This is a genomic window from Zoogloea sp. 1C4, assembly GCF_009469605.1.
In the GTDB taxonomy this organism is placed as follows: domain Bacteria; phylum Pseudomonadota; class Gammaproteobacteria; order Burkholderiales; family Rhodocyclaceae; genus Zoogloea; species Zoogloea oryzae.
Genome location: NZ_SSXU01000012.1, coordinates 1 through 14,545 on the forward strand (window position 1 = coordinate 1; position 14,545 = coordinate 14,545).

At 69.6% G+C, this 14,545-nt stretch carries 13 protein-coding genes; 7 read left to right on the forward strand and 6 right to left on the reverse strand.

Annotation, left to right across the window (positions count from 1 at the left end; genetic code table 11):
• Positions 1-502: CHRD domain-containing protein (locus tag GH681_RS14640; RefSeq protein ID WP_194271247.1), on the reverse strand; the 502-nt coding region annotated here is incomplete at its 3' end.
• 241 nt (positions 503-743) lie between these two features.
• Here GH681_RS14640 and GH681_RS14645 point away from each other — a divergent pair.
• The 3 genes from GH681_RS14645 to GH681_RS14655 all read left to right on the forward strand — a co-directional run bounded on the left by GH681_RS14645 (position 744) and on the right by GH681_RS14655 (position 2,803).
• Entirely contained in the window at positions 744-1,097 is a 354-nt protein-coding gene (locus GH681_RS14645; protein ID WP_153162195.1) for an amine oxidase, read from the forward strand.
• A gap of 202 nt (positions 1,098-1,299) precedes the next feature.
• A complete protein-coding gene (locus GH681_RS14650) occupies positions 1,300-1,530 on the forward strand; it encodes a hypothetical protein (RefSeq protein WP_153162197.1) in 231 nt (76 codons plus the stop codon).
• The gene (locus tag GH681_RS14655) at positions 1,514-2,803 is read left to right on the forward strand and encodes a DUF2325 domain-containing protein (protein ID WP_153162199.1); all 1,290 of its coding nucleotides are present in this window, start codon (positions 1,514-1,516) and stop codon (positions 2,801-2,803) included. Before GH681_RS14650 ends, GH681_RS14655 begins: the two co-directional genes overlap by 17 nt.
• A gap of 5 nt (positions 2,804-2,808) precedes the next feature.
• Here the strand turns inward: GH681_RS14655 and GH681_RS14660 are convergent, their stop codons facing one another.
• Positions 2,809-4,044: an MFS transporter gene (locus tag GH681_RS14660; RefSeq protein ID WP_153162201.1), complete on the reverse strand. Its 1,236-nt coding sequence runs from the start codon at positions 4,042-4,044 to the stop codon at positions 2,809-2,811.
• A 180-nt stretch (positions 4,045-4,224) separates the two neighbouring features.
• Here GH681_RS14660 and GH681_RS14665 point away from each other — a divergent pair, with 180 nt between their 5' ends.
• Genes GH681_RS14665 through GH681_RS14675 form a run of 3 tightly spaced genes read left to right on the forward strand, consistent with a single transcriptional unit; the run spans position 4,225 to position 6,564 of the window.
• A complete protein-coding gene (locus tag GH681_RS14665) occupies positions 4,225-4,584 on the forward strand; it encodes a response regulator transcription factor (RefSeq protein WP_153162203.1) in 360 nt (119 codons plus the stop codon).
• A gap of 4 nt (positions 4,585-4,588) precedes the next feature.
• Complete coding sequence (locus GH681_RS14670; protein ID WP_153162205.1) at positions 4,589-5,224, forward strand: chemotaxis protein CheC; 636 nt, start codon at positions 4,589-4,591, stop codon at positions 5,222-5,224.
• On the forward strand, positions 5,221-6,564 hold the full coding sequence (locus GH681_RS14675; protein ID WP_153162207.1) for a GGDEF domain-containing protein: 1,344 nt from the start codon (positions 5,221-5,223) through the stop codon (positions 6,562-6,564). The genes GH681_RS14670 and GH681_RS14675 overlap by 4 nt, the downstream gene beginning before the upstream one ends.
• Before the next feature lie 12 nt (positions 6,565-6,576).
• Here the strand turns inward: GH681_RS14675 and GH681_RS14680 are convergent, their stop codons facing one another.
• From GH681_RS14680 to GH681_RS14695, 4 genes are all read right to left on the reverse strand, one after another.
• The gene (locus tag GH681_RS14680) at positions 6,577-7,548 is read right to left on the reverse strand and encodes a nitronate monooxygenase family protein (RefSeq protein WP_153162209.1); all 972 of its coding nucleotides are present in this window, start codon (positions 7,546-7,548) and stop codon (positions 6,577-6,579) included.
• Positions 7,549-7,622: 74 nt separating this feature from the next.
• Positions 7,623-9,899, reverse strand: coding sequence for an AsmA family protein (locus GH681_RS14685; RefSeq protein WP_153162211.1), 2,277 nt, complete (start codon positions 9,897-9,899; stop codon positions 7,623-7,625).
• A gap of 51 nt (positions 9,900-9,950) precedes the next feature.
• Positions 9,951-12,284: a CHASE2 domain-containing protein gene (locus GH681_RS14690; RefSeq protein ID WP_153162213.1), complete on the reverse strand. Its 2,334-nt coding sequence runs from the start codon at positions 12,282-12,284 to the stop codon at positions 9,951-9,953.
• The gene (locus GH681_RS14695) at positions 12,281-13,822 is read right to left on the reverse strand and encodes a FecR domain-containing protein (RefSeq protein WP_153162215.1); all 1,542 of its coding nucleotides are present in this window, start codon (positions 13,820-13,822) and stop codon (positions 12,281-12,283) included. Before GH681_RS14695 ends, GH681_RS14690 begins: the two co-directional genes overlap by 4 nt.
• Positions 13,823-14,082: 260 nt before the next feature.
• Between GH681_RS14695 and mscL the strand changes: the two genes are divergently transcribed.
• Positions 14,083-14,502 carry a large conductance mechanosensitive channel protein MscL gene (gene mscL / locus GH681_RS14700; protein ID WP_153162217.1) on the forward strand — a complete coding sequence of 140 codons (420 nt, stop codon included), beginning with the start codon at positions 14,083-14,085 and terminating at the stop codon, positions 14,500-14,502.
• Positions 14,503-14,545: the final 43 nt, after the last annotated feature.

Genomic DNA, 14,545 nt, shown 5'->3' on the forward strand with positions numbered 1-14,545 from the left:
GTGGCCCAAGGGCGGGTACGGCATCCCGCCGCTCAACCTGAGGTGCCCCCCAGGTATGCAGTCCCGGCCCCGCACAAAGACCTGAAAACGACCGGTTCCGCACATCAACACAATACAAGGTCGGGTTCCAGGTGCTGGCCAGGGTCAGGTCGAAGACCTGGTGGTAGATACCCGCCGTCACCCCCGACGGGAAGCCGACGAAAGTCGGCACCTGGGTCGCGACCCCCGCGGTCCCGGTCATCGCCACCGGCGTGCAGCAGTGGATGTGGGACGCCGTCACGTTGCCCGTCAGCCCGCCGAAACTCACGTCCAGCGTCATCGTGAGCGCCGTCGTATCCACCAGAAGTGTTGCAGCGCCAAAACCCGCCGACGCGTTGGGCGGCGCCTCGGCTGCGCCGCTCAGGATCGTCGAGTAACTCACCAGCGAGGCACCGGCCAGCGGCGCAGACAAGGCCAGGACACCGGCCACCCCACAACGAACAGCGTTCTGCAACAAGGACATGGCAACTCTCCCGGGGGAAATCAAGACGTTTGGGTAGGACGCAGCGCAATTCACCGAATCGCGAATGAAACGCAGCCGCGTTCTCTTTTTGTAGCACATCGAACCCCATCGCGCCCCCGTTACAACTGAACATGGCCTTACATTTGGGCTGACAACCCGCGCCAGGGGCCGGCGTTATTCGCTGCAAGGGCAGGCAATCACGCCGCCCGGACCAAAACGTCATCCCTCAGGAGAACATCTCATGCTGAACAAGATCATCGCCCTTGCCATCACCGCCGGCTTTGCCACTGTCTCCTTCGCCCAGACCCCGGCCGCTCCGGCCCAGGCCGCGCCCGCCGCCAAGGCCGCCGTCGCCGCCGCTACCGAGAAGAAGGTCGAAGCCGTCAAGGCCGAAGTCGCCAAGCCGACCGAACCCGCCAAGGTCGAGCCCGCTCCCGCCGCCGCCACGCCGGCCAAGGCTGAAGCACCGAAGGCCGTGAAGAAGGTCCACAAGACCGCGAAGACTGCCAAGCAGGCCGCGAGGAAGGCCGAAGCCGCACCGGCCGCCGCCGCTGCCGCCACCCCGGCTGCTGCACCTGCCGCCGGCGCCAAGTAAGCCAGCCAGATCGCCCAGCCTCACGGGGCGTGTTCCGGGAAACCGGGGCACGCCCCGCGGTGCGTTTACCGCCCACCAGCGACGCAAGGCGCCCGATCCATTCAAGCTGCCCGCAAGGCGTACATGAGAATTGTTCTCGTTTACTTTATTCTCGCCACGGCCTATATTGAGAATCATTCTCAACTAAAAGGAGAGTGATCCGATGGAACCCCGCCTCGCATCCGCCCCGCCCGCCAGCCTGTGGGCCGGCGCCCTCAGCGCCGTGCTGAGCTACGACGAAACCGGCTGCCCCCACGCCTCCCGCCGCGCCGCCGATCTCCTCGCCCGCCTTGCCGACTTTCCCGACACCGACCGCGACCTGCGCGACCTCTGCGAGCGCGCCAGCCAGCGCCTCGACCGCAGCCCGGAGAAGCCCCATGTGCCGCAACGCTGAACGCCTGCCACCCGGCGCCGCCGTGTTCGCCGAGCCGCCCGCGCCTATCAAGCCCGACACGCCCCGCGCTCGCCCGCGCCTGTGGACCCTCGACCCCCAGCACCACTGCCCGATCATCGGCACCTGCCTGCCCCTGGGCGACCTGCAGCGCATCGCCAAACGCTGCCATTTCGCCGCCCGCCCGGACGACGACTTCGCCCTGCACGTGGAAGCCGTGAGCCACGCCCGCAGCCGCAACCCGGCCTCCGAAGCCATCCAGCGCCACCTCGACGCCCGCTACCGGCTGGCCGTGGCCCGCTTCGCGCGCTTCAAGACCGACGCCGAGCTTCGTGACGAATGGCTGGCCTGCTTGGCCCGGGGCGAGGTGGCCGGCCCCCTTTGGGCGCTGTGCACCCACCGGATGGCCTCCGCCGAAACCCTGCAGGCGGCCTACCAGCGCGTGCACATGCTGTCCCACCAGGTGGGCGCCGGGCTCGCGGCCGACACCCGGCGGCTCGCCCAGCTCGAAAAGGAAAACACCGAACTGCGCTCCGGCCTCAAGCGCGAACTCACAGCCCTGCGCCGCCAGCTCGCCGCCGCCGAATCAGCCCTCATGGAGCGCGACGCCGCCCGCACCGAGGCTGCCGAGCTGAAGAAGCGCCTTCAACGCTTCGAATCCGGTCAGGTGATGGTCGATCTGGGCCGCCGGCTGATGAGCCTGCAGGGCGCCACCGAAGACCTCGCCAGCGCCACCCGGCGCATCTACACCCTGGAAAGCACCCTCAAGGACGCCCACCAGGAGAGCATCCGCCTCGCCGCCGAGCGGGATACCGCCCTATCCGAGCGCAACGCTCTCGAAGCCATCCTGCAGGCCAGCCTGCCCGCGGTGGAGGACGCCGACACCGAAGCCGTGTGCACCCGTGCCGGCAGCGACGACTGCGCCGGCTGCCCCCAGGCCACCAGCGAGCGCTGCATCCTCTACGTGGGCGGCCGCGCCGCGCTGATCGCCCAGTACCGCCAGCTCGCCGGTCGGCTCGGCATCAAGCTGATCCACCACGACGGCGGCCTGGAGGAATCCCTCTCGCGCCTGCCCGACCTCATCAACGGCGCCGACGCGGTGCTGTGCCCCACCGACCACATCAGCCACAACGCCTACTACCACGTGAAGAGCCACTGCAAGCGCATCGGCCGGCCGTGCCTGTTCTACAAGGGCGCAGGCGTATCCGGCTTTGCGGCGGCGGTGGCGCGGGTCAATCGGGGGGAATACAGCGTTGCCGGTCAGGACGAGGCCTGAGCCAATCAGGTCACCGGCTGCAGCCGGCCCGCCCGCGAGAGCGGGATGAAACTCAACGCCTGGGCCGCCAGCAGCAGCACGAAGGCCACCACCAGCGCCGTGGCGGCGCTCATCCCGCCGCCGCCGCGCAGGCCATCCACCAGCCCGCCCAGCCCCCACTGCACGCCAAACGCGCCGACGAAGGCCACCAGGTTGATGCAGGTCGTCACCCGGCCCGCGAGGCGCAGCGGAAAGTAACCCGCCAGCACGCCGTACATCTGCGCGCCGGTGGCCGACACCACGCCCAGCAGGCACCACAGCGCCAGGGTCGGGCCCACCTGCGCGATGATCAGCGCCTCCACCACCATGCTCGCGAAGAGCCCGATCTGCATCAGCCGCAGGGGCGACACGCCGCGCGCCGCGAGGGGAATCGCCCAGGTGCCGATGGACAGCTGACCCGCCAGCATCCCCACGTTGAGCCACAGCAGGTGATCCGCCGCCAGCGCCCGGCTGTAGCCATTCACCTCCATCAGCCAGGGCACCGCCCACAGGCCCTGGAGCGCCATGAAGCCGCCGGTGAAGAACGCCGACTGGGCCGCAAAGCCCCGGAAGGGCACCGCCGTCAGCACCTCGCCCACCCCGCGCAGGGCCTGCTGGAGATCGCCCTTCTCGTGCCCGTCGTCCCGCTCCGGCATCGCGAAGAAGATCGTCGCCGCCACCAGCACTGCCAGCACCGCCACCACCCAGAAGGCGCCACGCCAGCCGATGAAGGGCAGGGCCGCCTCGAGGGGCGCCGAGGCCGTCACCGCCCCGAGGGCGCCGCTGGACATCACGTAGCCGGTCATCGACGCCAGCTTGTCCCGGGGAAACCACAGCGTGAACCCCTTCAGCCCCGCCATCAGGCAGGCCGACACGCCGAAGCCGATCAAACCCCGCGCGCCGGCCAGCACCGGCAGGCTGTCGCCCAGCGCGAACAGCGCCGCGCCCAGCCCGGTAAGCAGCAGGAGCAAGGCCTCGACCCGTCGCGGCCCGTAGCGGTCGAGGGCGATCCCCACCGGGATCTGGGCGAGGGCGAAGGCAAAAAAGTAGGTGCTCGTCAGCAGCCCCAGATCGGCCGCGCCCAGGCCCAGTTCACGGGTCAGGTCGGGCGAAATCACCGCATTCACGGTGCGCATCAGGTATGAAAGGTAATAGCCCGCGGCAAAGGGCAGAAACACCCGCGTGACGAGAGAAGCCCGTGAAGGCAGGGACGACGACGACATGGACAACGACCGGCAGTTTGCGCAAGGCCGCAGCTTACCGGCCCGGCCAGCCGGCGTCTCTGCCGATGAGGGAAAGCCCCAAGTCGCCCGCCACACCGGCCTCGCGCAGGACATAAGCGATTTGACTAAAGTTTACTCAAGTGCCGCCGTAAGCACCGCAGCAGCCCCAAGGAGTGCTCCATGACCGCTACCATTCTTCTCGTCGACGACAGCCGCGCTTCCCGCATGTTGTGCAGTTCGATCATCCGGAGCCTGCGTCCCGGGCTTCAGATCCTCGAGGCTGGCGACGGCAACGACGCCCTGTCTGTGCTCGCCAGCCAGCCCCCGCAGCTCGCGGTGATCGACATGAACATGCCCGGGATGTCCGGGCTCGAACTGGCCGAGAAGCTGCGCACCAGCCATCCGGACATCCGGCTCGCCCTGCTCACCGCCAACGTCCAGGAATCCATCCAGCGCCGGGCCGCCGAGCTGGGGGTGCATTTCTTCCGCAAACCGATCACCGAATCCGTCGTGGCCAGCATTCTGGGCCTGCTGGACTGACGCCATGCGCACCTTCTCCGACCTCGAGATGGATGCCCTGGCGGAAGCCTTCAACCTGTCGCTCGGCGAAGCGGCCGCCACCTTTTCGGCCATCGTCCACGAAGAGATCGAACTGTCGGTGCCCATCGTCGAGTTCATCTCCCGGGACGAGCTCACCCGCCGCCTGCAGGGCGACAAGGCCGACCAGGACCCGACCCGCCTGTGCCGCATCAACCAGAGCTTCACCGGCAGCGACGGCCTCGTCACTGACGCCCTGCTGCTCTTCCCCGAGCACGGCAGCCTCGAGATCGTCCGCCGCATGCTCGGCGACGACACGCCAATCGCTCACATCACCGAGCTCGAACAGGACGCCCTCGCCGAGATCGGCAACATCATCATCAACAGCTGCATGAGCAGCCTCGCCAACCTGTTCGGCACCGAGCTCATCGGCTCCCTGCCCCGGGTCCAGTGCAGCGACGCCGCCCATCTGCTCGACGACAAGGCCGCGGACAACCTCATCCTCGTCGCCCGGATCGGCATGGTGATGTCGGCCCACAACCTGTCGGGCTTCGTGCTGTTCCTGATGGACGTGCCCTCGGTGGACCAGTTCATGGCCCGCGTCGCCCACCTGTTCAGGCTGCCCTCCGCGGCGCTCCAATGAACGACGACCACCTCCTGGCCGACAGCGTCGACATCGGGCTGATCCTCCTCGACCACGACGGGCGCATCCGCCTGTGGAACCGCTGGATCGCCCAGCGCGCCACCCGCGCCGCCCACGAGGCCGAAGGCATGACCCTCACCGAGGCCTTCGGAAACCACATCGACCCGCGGCTCACCCTCGTCGTGCGCGAAGCCATCGACTTCGGCTGGACCGCCCGCCTGTCCCACGCCCTGCACCCGATGCCGCTGCCGCTTTTCCCCCCGGGCAGCGACCACAGCCAGCGCATGATGCAGGCCATCGACGTCACCCCCACCACCGACGGCACCCGCCGCATGTGCCTGCTGCAGGTGCGCGACGTGACCGAGGCGGTGCACCGGGAGGCGCTTCTCAAGCAGCAGGCCCACCAGCTGCGCAACGACCTCCAGCGTCTGTCCCGCGCCCAGGAAGAACTCCAGCGCAGCGAGATGCGCTTCCGCGAGCTCGCCCGCCAGGCCCCCGCCGGGCTGTTCGAGGCCGACGCCGAAGCCCGCTGCACCTTCCTCAACGAGCGCGGCGAGCAGCTCCTCGGCCGCGAGCTCGCCCACGTGGCCGGCAGCCCGTGGCCAAATCTCCTGCCCGCCGCCGAACAGGAGCGCATCCACGACCGCTGGCTGCTGGCCGTCAAATCCGCCACCCGCTTCTCGGAAGAATTCCGCTACATCCACCCCAGCGGCCGGCCCCTGTGGCTGCGCGCCGAGGCCGGCGCCCTGCGCGACCAGCACGGCCAGATCCGCGGCTTCATTGGCACCATCGTGGACATCACCGAGTTCCACGAACGGGCCAGCCGCAACGAGTTCCGCGCCAACCACGACAGCCTCACCGGCCAGCTCAACCGCGACCACTTCGAGCGTCACCTGCGGGCGGCGATCTCCGGGGCGCGGGAAGTCACCGACCGCATTGCCCTGCTGTTCATCGACCTCGACGACTTCAAGGTCATCAACGACACCCACGGTCACCAGGCCGGCGACACCGTGCTCAAGGCGGTGGCCTACCGGGTGCGCCGGGTGGTGCGCGCCGAAGACCGGGTGGCCCGCTACGGCGGCGACGAGTTCGCGGTGCTGCTCTACGAAGCCGGCGATGACCGTTCGCTGGCGGCCATCGTCGCCAAGATCACCCACGCCGTGGCGCTGCCGATCAACCTCGGCCACTGCCACGTGCGCATCAGCTGTTCGATCGGGCTGGCGGTGTATCCCGACGATGCGCAGGACCCGAACGGCCTGCTCAACCAGGCCGACCTGCGCATGTACGACGGCAAGCGCGGCCGGCCGGCGCGCGCCGGCCTGGCACCGCCCACCGCCTGAGCGGCGCCGGGATCAGCCCGTGACGGCCGGGCTCGGCGGGAGGGCGCAGGCCGCCCGGTATTCCGCCGCCAGACGGTCGCACAGCTCGCGCACCGGCGGCGCGTCGTGGATCGTCGCCACGCCGTGGCCGGCGCTCCACACATCCCGCCAGGCCTTGGCCTCGTCCGACAAGGCCTTCAGCTTCCCCTTGCCCACACCCTGCACCAGCTCCTCGCGCTTGTGGCCAAGCCGCTCCAGGCTCGGCCACAGGAAGTTGGCGTTGGTGCCGGAGATCGCGTCGGTGTAGACGACATCGCCCGCCGAGCTGTCGATGAGCATCTGCTTGTAGGCGTCCTGGGCGTTGGATTCGCGGGTCGCGATGAAACGCGTGCCCATGTAGGCCAGATCGGCACCGAGCACCTCGGCCGCACGCACCGTGTAGCCGTCGGAGATCGACCCACCCAGCACCAGCGTGCCGTCCCAAAATTCGCGGATCTCCCGCACCAGGCTGAAGGCGCTCTGGGTGCCCGCGTGGCCGCCCGCGCCGGCGCCCACCGCGATGATTCCGTCCACGCCGGCGGCGATGGCCTTCTTCGCGTGATAGGCGTGGATCACGTCGGAAAACACCAGTCCGCCGTACTCATGCACTGCCTTCACCACCTCGCCCGGGTGGCCCAGGCTGGTGATGACGAAGGGCACCTTGTGGCGGCAGATGAGCTCCAGATCAGGCGCCACCCGCGGATTGGATGCGTGGAGGATCAGGTTGACGCCGTAGGGCGACACCGCCGCCGACGGATCGGCAGCCTTCGCGGCCGCAAGCGCGCCGGATATCTCGCCCAGCCAGGCATCAAACTGTTCGGAGGTGCGCGCATTGAGCGCCGGGAAGGTGCCCGCGACGCCGGCCTTGCAGGTCTCGATGACCAGCGACGGGCCGGAAACCAGGAACATCGGGGCAGCGATGGCGGGCAGGCGCAGGGCGCCGCGGAAAACGGACGGAATGCTCATGAAGTCTCCTCGGTATTCTTGTGGGTGCAGCGGGGATCAAATCTAGCACCATACGGAGGAGTACGGAAACCGGCCTAGTTTCCGGGCTCCGGAGCAGGTGCGGGAGCTGGCGCGGGCTTGGGTGCCGGCGCGGCGGCCGGGGCTGCGGCAGGCGCCGGCGGTGAAGTGGGTGCTGGCGCAGGCGTGGGAGCCGCCGGGCGGGGCGCCGGCTTGACCACCGGCCGGGGCGCAGGCGGCGCGATCACCACCGGCTTCACCGGGGCCATCGGCGCCGCGCCCGGATCGAGCTGCCAGTCGGGCCGGGCGAGGGCGCCCCGGGCCCGCACGGGCACCGGCACGCCGCGCAGACCGCCGAGCAGGGGCGTGTCCACCGGCGCCACGGCCAGCAGGTTCAGCCGGACGAGGGCGTCGACGCGCGGGCCGGACAGATCGATGCTGCCGCCCCCCGTGAGCGCCAGCGTCGGGCTGCGGGCCTGCAGATCACTGCTGCGGGCGTGACCGCCGGCCACCTCGAACCCTGCCGTGAGCTCGCCCACCGGCGTGCTCTCGGTGTCCCGGTACGGTCGTCTGGCAGGCTGGCGCGCCTGGATCGGCCCGCGCCAGTCCTTCAGCGCGGCCGTGGCGTCGATGCCGCGCAGCACGCCGCCGCGCAGGCGCACGCGGGCTTGACCGGACAGGCCATGGCGCACGTCGGCCAGGGTCTGGCCGGCACCGCTCACGTCGATGAACAGGTTGAGCAGGCCGCTCGCCGGCTCCCGGCCGGTCGCGTCGCGGAGCAGCGGTGCCACATTGACGTTCTGCACGTAGCTGCGCCACTGGAGCTTGTTGCCCTCGGCCAGGCTGGCCGTGCCTTCCAGGGTGCCACCGTAGAGACTGCCGGTGTAGGCCGTCGCCGCGAGCTTGCCCCCGTGGAGCGCCAAGGGCAGGCGCAGGCGCTCGACGTGCACGCCGCCAAGTTTGAGGCTCGCGACCTTCAGCACCCCGTCCGCATCCAGCCCCGACAGGGCCGCGGCGTCGATGCGGGTAGTGCCGTCGATGGGGCCCAGATGGCGGTCGGCGTCGAAGCGGTCCACGTCCAGATCGAAGCCGATGCCTGGGGCCGAGAGCTTCGGCAGATTCCAGCTCCCCGTCAGATGGCTGTCGCCAAACCGCAGATTCAGCTTGCCACCGCCGTTGTCGCGCCCCAAATCAAACTTGCCGCCCAGCTGGGTGGCGATCTTGAGGGGCGCGGCGCCAGGCTTGGCAGCCGTCAGGCCCAGCTCGCCGGCCAGCGCCGGGATGTCCAGCACCCGCGCATCCGCCTGCCAGCTGGCCGCGCCACTGAGGCTGCCAGCCAACTGGCCCGCCGGGGTCTTCCAGTCGATGTCGGCGCTGAGCTTGTCCACCGCCAGCTGGTTGCCCTTGGCGGCGAGGCCGGCGATCCGGGCGCGGAGTTGGCCGCCGTAGGGCTTGCCGTCGATCCGCAGGGCGGCGTCGGCCGTAGCGGCCTCGGGGCCGGCAACGCCCAGCACCACCCGCGGTGCGGTGACGCGCAGTTCGGCCAGCCGCCCGTCGGATCTGTCCTTGCCCGCGAAGCTCAGGCCGCTCGCCTGGAGCGCGCCGTCCGCGGGAATCTGAAGTTCGGCGACCGCCAGATCCACATCGACCTCGGCCCGGTCAGCCAGCGCGCCGCGAACCGCCAGATGGGCGCTGCGCGCCTGATGGCCCGCGTCGCCGTCGAGCCGGTAGCCGGTCTGCAGCTCGATGCGCGCATCGGCGAGGGGCGTGGCCTGAGTGAGCCGGGCCGAGAGTTCGAGCCGGCCATCGGCCTTGCGCCCGAGCCGGCTGGTGCCAAGGCGGATGTCCGACAGCGCGAAGTTGCGGCCAGTGGTCTCGTCGATCCAGTTGAGCACGCCGCCGGTCACCGCCAGCTTGTCCACGTCGAACTCCAGCGGCGCCTCGGCGGGCAGCGGGGTGAGGAGATCGGCCACCGACAGCTTGCCGTCCTTGCCCCGACGCAGGGCCAGCCGCAGCCCGTCCACCTCGACCCGATCCACCACCACGCGCTGGGCCAGCAGCGGCAGCAGGCGCAGCCCGATGGTGCCCTGCTCGATGCCGAGGAACTCGCCGTCGCCGTTGCGGCCGGAGAGCGACATGGCCGGCAGGCGCAGCTCGAGCCGCGGGAACATGGCGAGCTCCACCGCGCCGTCGAAGCGCAGGGTGCGCTGATGGCGTTGCTTGGTGAAGTGGCTCAGGTCGGTCGCCAGGCGGGCGCCGTCAAAGGTGGCGTAGAGATACAGCGCACCGGTGGCGACGGCCGTGCTGGCGCCACCGAGGGCGAAGGCCAGGTACTTGAGGTATTTGAAACGCATTTCCGGAGAAATCACGACTCCCGTGGCCTCGATCTTACCCCAGGCCTGCGCTCAGCCCGTAATGAGCGGTGCGGAGCTGCGCAGCGGCAGGCGCAGCTCGAAGGTGCTGCCCTTGCCGAGCTCGCTCTCGACGTTCACCGAGCCACCGTGGCGCTCGGCCACGGTCTTCACGATGAGCAGGCCGAGGCCGACCCCGGTGGGCTTGTCGCGCCCTTCCTCGACGATGCGCGAGAAGCGCTTGAAGAGCCGCGGCAGGGCGTCCGCCGCCATGCCTTCACCCTGGTCGCTGACGCGGATCACCCAGTCTGGCCCCTCGGCCGACAGGCGCACCGACACCGTGCTGTTGGCGGCGCCGTACTTGATGGCGTTGGTGAGCAGGTTGATGACCGCGCGGCGCAGCAGCGAGAAGTCGCCGCGCACGATGGCTTCCTCGGTCTCGGCGTCGCGGGTATCGACGTCGACGCGGATGCCCCGCGCGTGGGCCTGGGGCCACACTTCGTCGGCGGCCGAATCCACCAGACCGGCGAGGTCCAGCTCCACGAAGTCCTTCGGATCGGAACCCTCGGCGCGCACCAGGCGGAACAGGCCGTCGGCCAGATCGAGCGCCGAGCGGGCGTAGCGGTCGATGCGCGGGATCTGGGCGCCCCAGTCGGTCTTCTCGCCCTGGTGGCCGTCGATCAGGGTGAGGATGGAGGCCAGCGGCGCCCGCAGGTCGTGGGACAGGAAGTGCATGGTGTCCTCGCGGCTGCGCTGGGCTTCGTGCATCGCGGTGACGTCGGCGAGGCCAATCACCCGCCCGGGCCGGCCGCTGGATTCGGTGACCAGATCGGCCACCGACACCAGCAGGTAGCGCTTCTTGTCGGGGGTCAGCTCGAACTGGCGGATGCCCGAGAAGCCGGACAGGTCGGGCAGGCCATCGCGCATCGGCACATACACCGGCCACGGCAGCTCGCGCAGGGCGGCCAGCAGGGCATCGCTGCGGAAGGCGCGCAGCAGGTAGCGGGCGCGTTCGTTGTGGAGGATCACCCGGTCGAGCTGGTCGATCACCACCACGCCGATGGGCAGGTGCTCGAGGGTGTCGGCGATGAAGCGGCGCACGTCCCGCTGGTGCTGGGCCACCTGACGGACGATGCGGATGCGCTGCTCCAGCGGATCGGCAGCCGCGGTGCCGGAATCGTCGGGCAGCAGGCCAAGGGGCGAGCCTTCGCGCTCGAGGGCGATCAGCTCGGCGTCCAGGTAGCGCTGGGCCGCTTCGAGGCGTCGCCAGCTCCACAGCGGATAGGCCAGCATGCAGCCGAGCACCGCCGACGCCGGCCCGAACCACCAGCCGCCCACCGTCACCCCCAGCGCCGCCAGCAGCAGCGCAGCAGCGGCGAGGACGAAGGAGGTCATCAGGCCGATGCGGGCGTCGGCGTAGAGCAGCACCAGCATCAGCCCGCCCACCATCAGGCCGGCCACCAGCCCGGCGACCCACGCCGGCAGCGGGGTGATGACGCCGTTGCCGCGCAGGGCGTCGAAGACGTTGGCCTGGAACTCGATGCCCGGCATCGAGCGGGACAGGCCGGAGGTGGGTGTCGGCACCGCCTCGGCCATGCCGGCCGCGGTGGCGCCCACCAGCAGCAGCTTGCCGCGCAAGGCCGCGGCGGGCACTTCGCCGCTCAGCACCGCCCGGTAGGAATAATGGATGTAGCTGCCCGGCGAACCGGAGAAGCGGATGCGCAGCCAGCCGGCGCGTTGCCATTGCTGGGCGTCGGCGCCCTCGCGGGGGGCCGGTTGCGAATACCGGCCGCGCACCGCCGGATCGACAACCCGCAGCAGCGACAGGGCCAGCTGGGGATGGCGCGCCGTGCCGAAACCTTCCCACAGGTAGACGCTACGGGCGATGCCGTCAGGGTCGAACTCGAGCTGGTCGTGGCCGAGGGCGGCAGCGGCCTCGGCGAACATCGGCAGCGGCAGCACCTCGCCGCTCAGCACCGAGCCGGTGGTGGCCTGGCTGAGGGGCAGCACCACCCGGCCAAAACTGCGCATGGCCCGGGCGAGGGCCTCGTCGGCGCCCGGGTCGTCACGGCTCGGCGCATCCAGCAGCACGTCGAACATCATCGCCGAGGCGCCGACTTCCCGCGCCCGGTCGATCAGCGCGGCGTGCACGCGACGCGACCACGGCCAGCGGCCCAGACTGGCCAGGCTGGCGTCGTCGATGGAGATGATCACCACCTCGTCGCTCGGCGGCGACACCCAGCTGGTGAGCACGCCGTCGTAGATCGTCTGGTCGATGCGCCACAGCCAGCCCTCCACCGCCGACGCCACGGCCAGCGTCACGCACAGAAGGGTGACCGCAACCCACTCGACGTTGGGGCGGCGCAGGGATCCGCCGACGTTTCTCACGGGTTGGAAACGGCGGGCGACGAGAGGGACCACCAGGGCAGCAGGTAGAAGGTCAGGAGCGTCTGGACACCCGACCACGGGCTGGTCGTGCCATCCGGATGGGTGCTGCGCAGACGCAGGTAATAGGTGCCCGAGGCAGGCGCCGCGACGGTGAAGGCCGCCTCGCCGATGCGCTGATCGGCAATCAGGTCGGTAAAGCCGGCATCCCGCGCCAGCTGCACGTCGTAGATCTGGCTGTCGCCAGCGGGCCAGGCAAAGCGCAGGCGCTGGTTGTAGGCGGTCAGGCTGACCGGGCCGGGCGCCGCCCGGACGATGAACGCGTGAGGCTCGCCCCACGGGCCCTGATGGCCGTCGGCGGCGACGCTGGCCACCCGCCAGTCGTAACGGCCCGGCGCGAGCTGCGGAGCCAGTTCGAGGCCGTCCACGTCGCGCTCGAGCAGCGGCGTGGCGAAGCGGCCGTCGGTGGCAAGCTGGACGCGATAACGCGCTGCGTCGCCCTCGGCCCGCCAGGCGAGCCGGCCGTCGGTCGCGGCCAGCACGGCCGGGGCGAGGGGGCGGGCACGGACTTCAAACGTCCGGGACGCGTCGAGGCCTTCGAGGCCGGCATCGTCGATCGCCCGCACGCGCAGCCAGTAGGTGCCGTCGGGCAGGCCACTGAAGCGGGCCTGGGGCGTAGCAAACACGCCATCCATCACCACGTCGGCAAAGGCCTGGTCGCGGGCGACCTGGGCCCGGTAGCCGGTGGCCTTGTCCACGGGCGCGAAGGGCAGGCTCAGGGCAACCTGCTCGAACCGGGCGGGGACGCTGTCGAGCGCCGGCGCGGGCAGCAGCGGGCGAACCGGCGGCGGCGCCTGGCCGGCCTTGGCGACGAGGCCGAAGCCCGTCGGCAGGGCCTTCGGCGCGCCGCTGCCGGCGGGGTTGAACTGCACCTCACCGCCGGTGACTTCAGCCTGGGCGGCGTGGGCGTCGGGGTTGGCGCCGACGCGGAACTCGGTGCCGCGAACGGCGACGGAGCCGGTCGGCGTGCGGATCTGGTAACGGGCGGCCGGCCCGCGCTGGGCCTCGACGCGGGTTTCGACGCGCCCGCGTTCAAGGAAGACTTCGGCGCTCTGGCCGCTGAAACCCGGCACGCCGTGCAGCTTGTCGAGGCGCGCGGCGCTCTGGGGCTGGACGGTCAGGCGGGATTCGTCGGGCATCGCGATGGTCACGAAGGCGCCCACGCCAGTGCGCAGGAAGGCGCCGGCAGGCACCTTGGCGTCAAGCCCGAGGGCCCGACCGTCCGTCGTCACATCGCCCTGCAGGGCGATCACCCGGGCCATCTTCGGTTCGATCCGCATCCACGCTTCGGGAATCCGCAGCTTGGCGCCCACCGGCACCCGCAGGGAATCGAGCACGCGATTGTGGAGCTGGAGGTTCTTCCAGCCAAACGGCGCAGCCAGGAACTGTCGCTCCAGACCGATGAGCGTATCGCCCGATCGCGTGGTGTAGATGAGTTCCCGATCGGCGGCGAGGGCGCCGCAGGATGCCAGGGCACCCACGGCAAGGCCCAGAAAACGTAGAGGATGACAAACCACGGACGGTGTCTTTCGGTCGAGTTTGGCTCGATATATTAGTTGGCGGGCAACGGCAGGGTGCAAAACTTCGCAAACTCGTCCTGAACTGTGTCACGCCGTGCTAAAGACACGAGCTTAAGGGGCAATCGGCCTTTTAAGATGGAAAAGGATGCCTTGACCCTTATGGCAAGGTACCGGTTTCTCAAGCCAATAATCTGGATTATCAATCGATACAAGGGGTAGTTATGAGCTTTCTTCAGGAATTCAAAGAATTTGCAATGAAAGGCAATGTGGTCGACCTCGCCGTCGGTGTGATCATCGGTGGGGCCTTCCAGAAAATCGTCGATTCCCTCGTCAAGGACATGCTGATGCCGATCATCGGCAAGCTGCTGGGTGGCGTCGACTTCAAGCACCTTTACATCAACCTGGGTGACAAGACCTTCGAAACCATGGAAGCCGCCGAAAAGGCCGGCGCCCCGCTGTTCAAGTACGGCGTGTTCGTCAACTCCATCATCGACTTCATGATCGTGGCGATGGCCATCTTCGTGGCCATCAAGGCGATGAACAAGCTCAAGCGTGAAGAGCCCGCTCCGGTCGAAGAAGCCCCGGCCGAACCGGAAGACGTGAAGCTGCTGCGGGAAATCCGTGACGCGCTGAAGAAGTAAGCGCGCGGAAAACGGGGTTCCCGGACGGGAACCCCGGAAAACA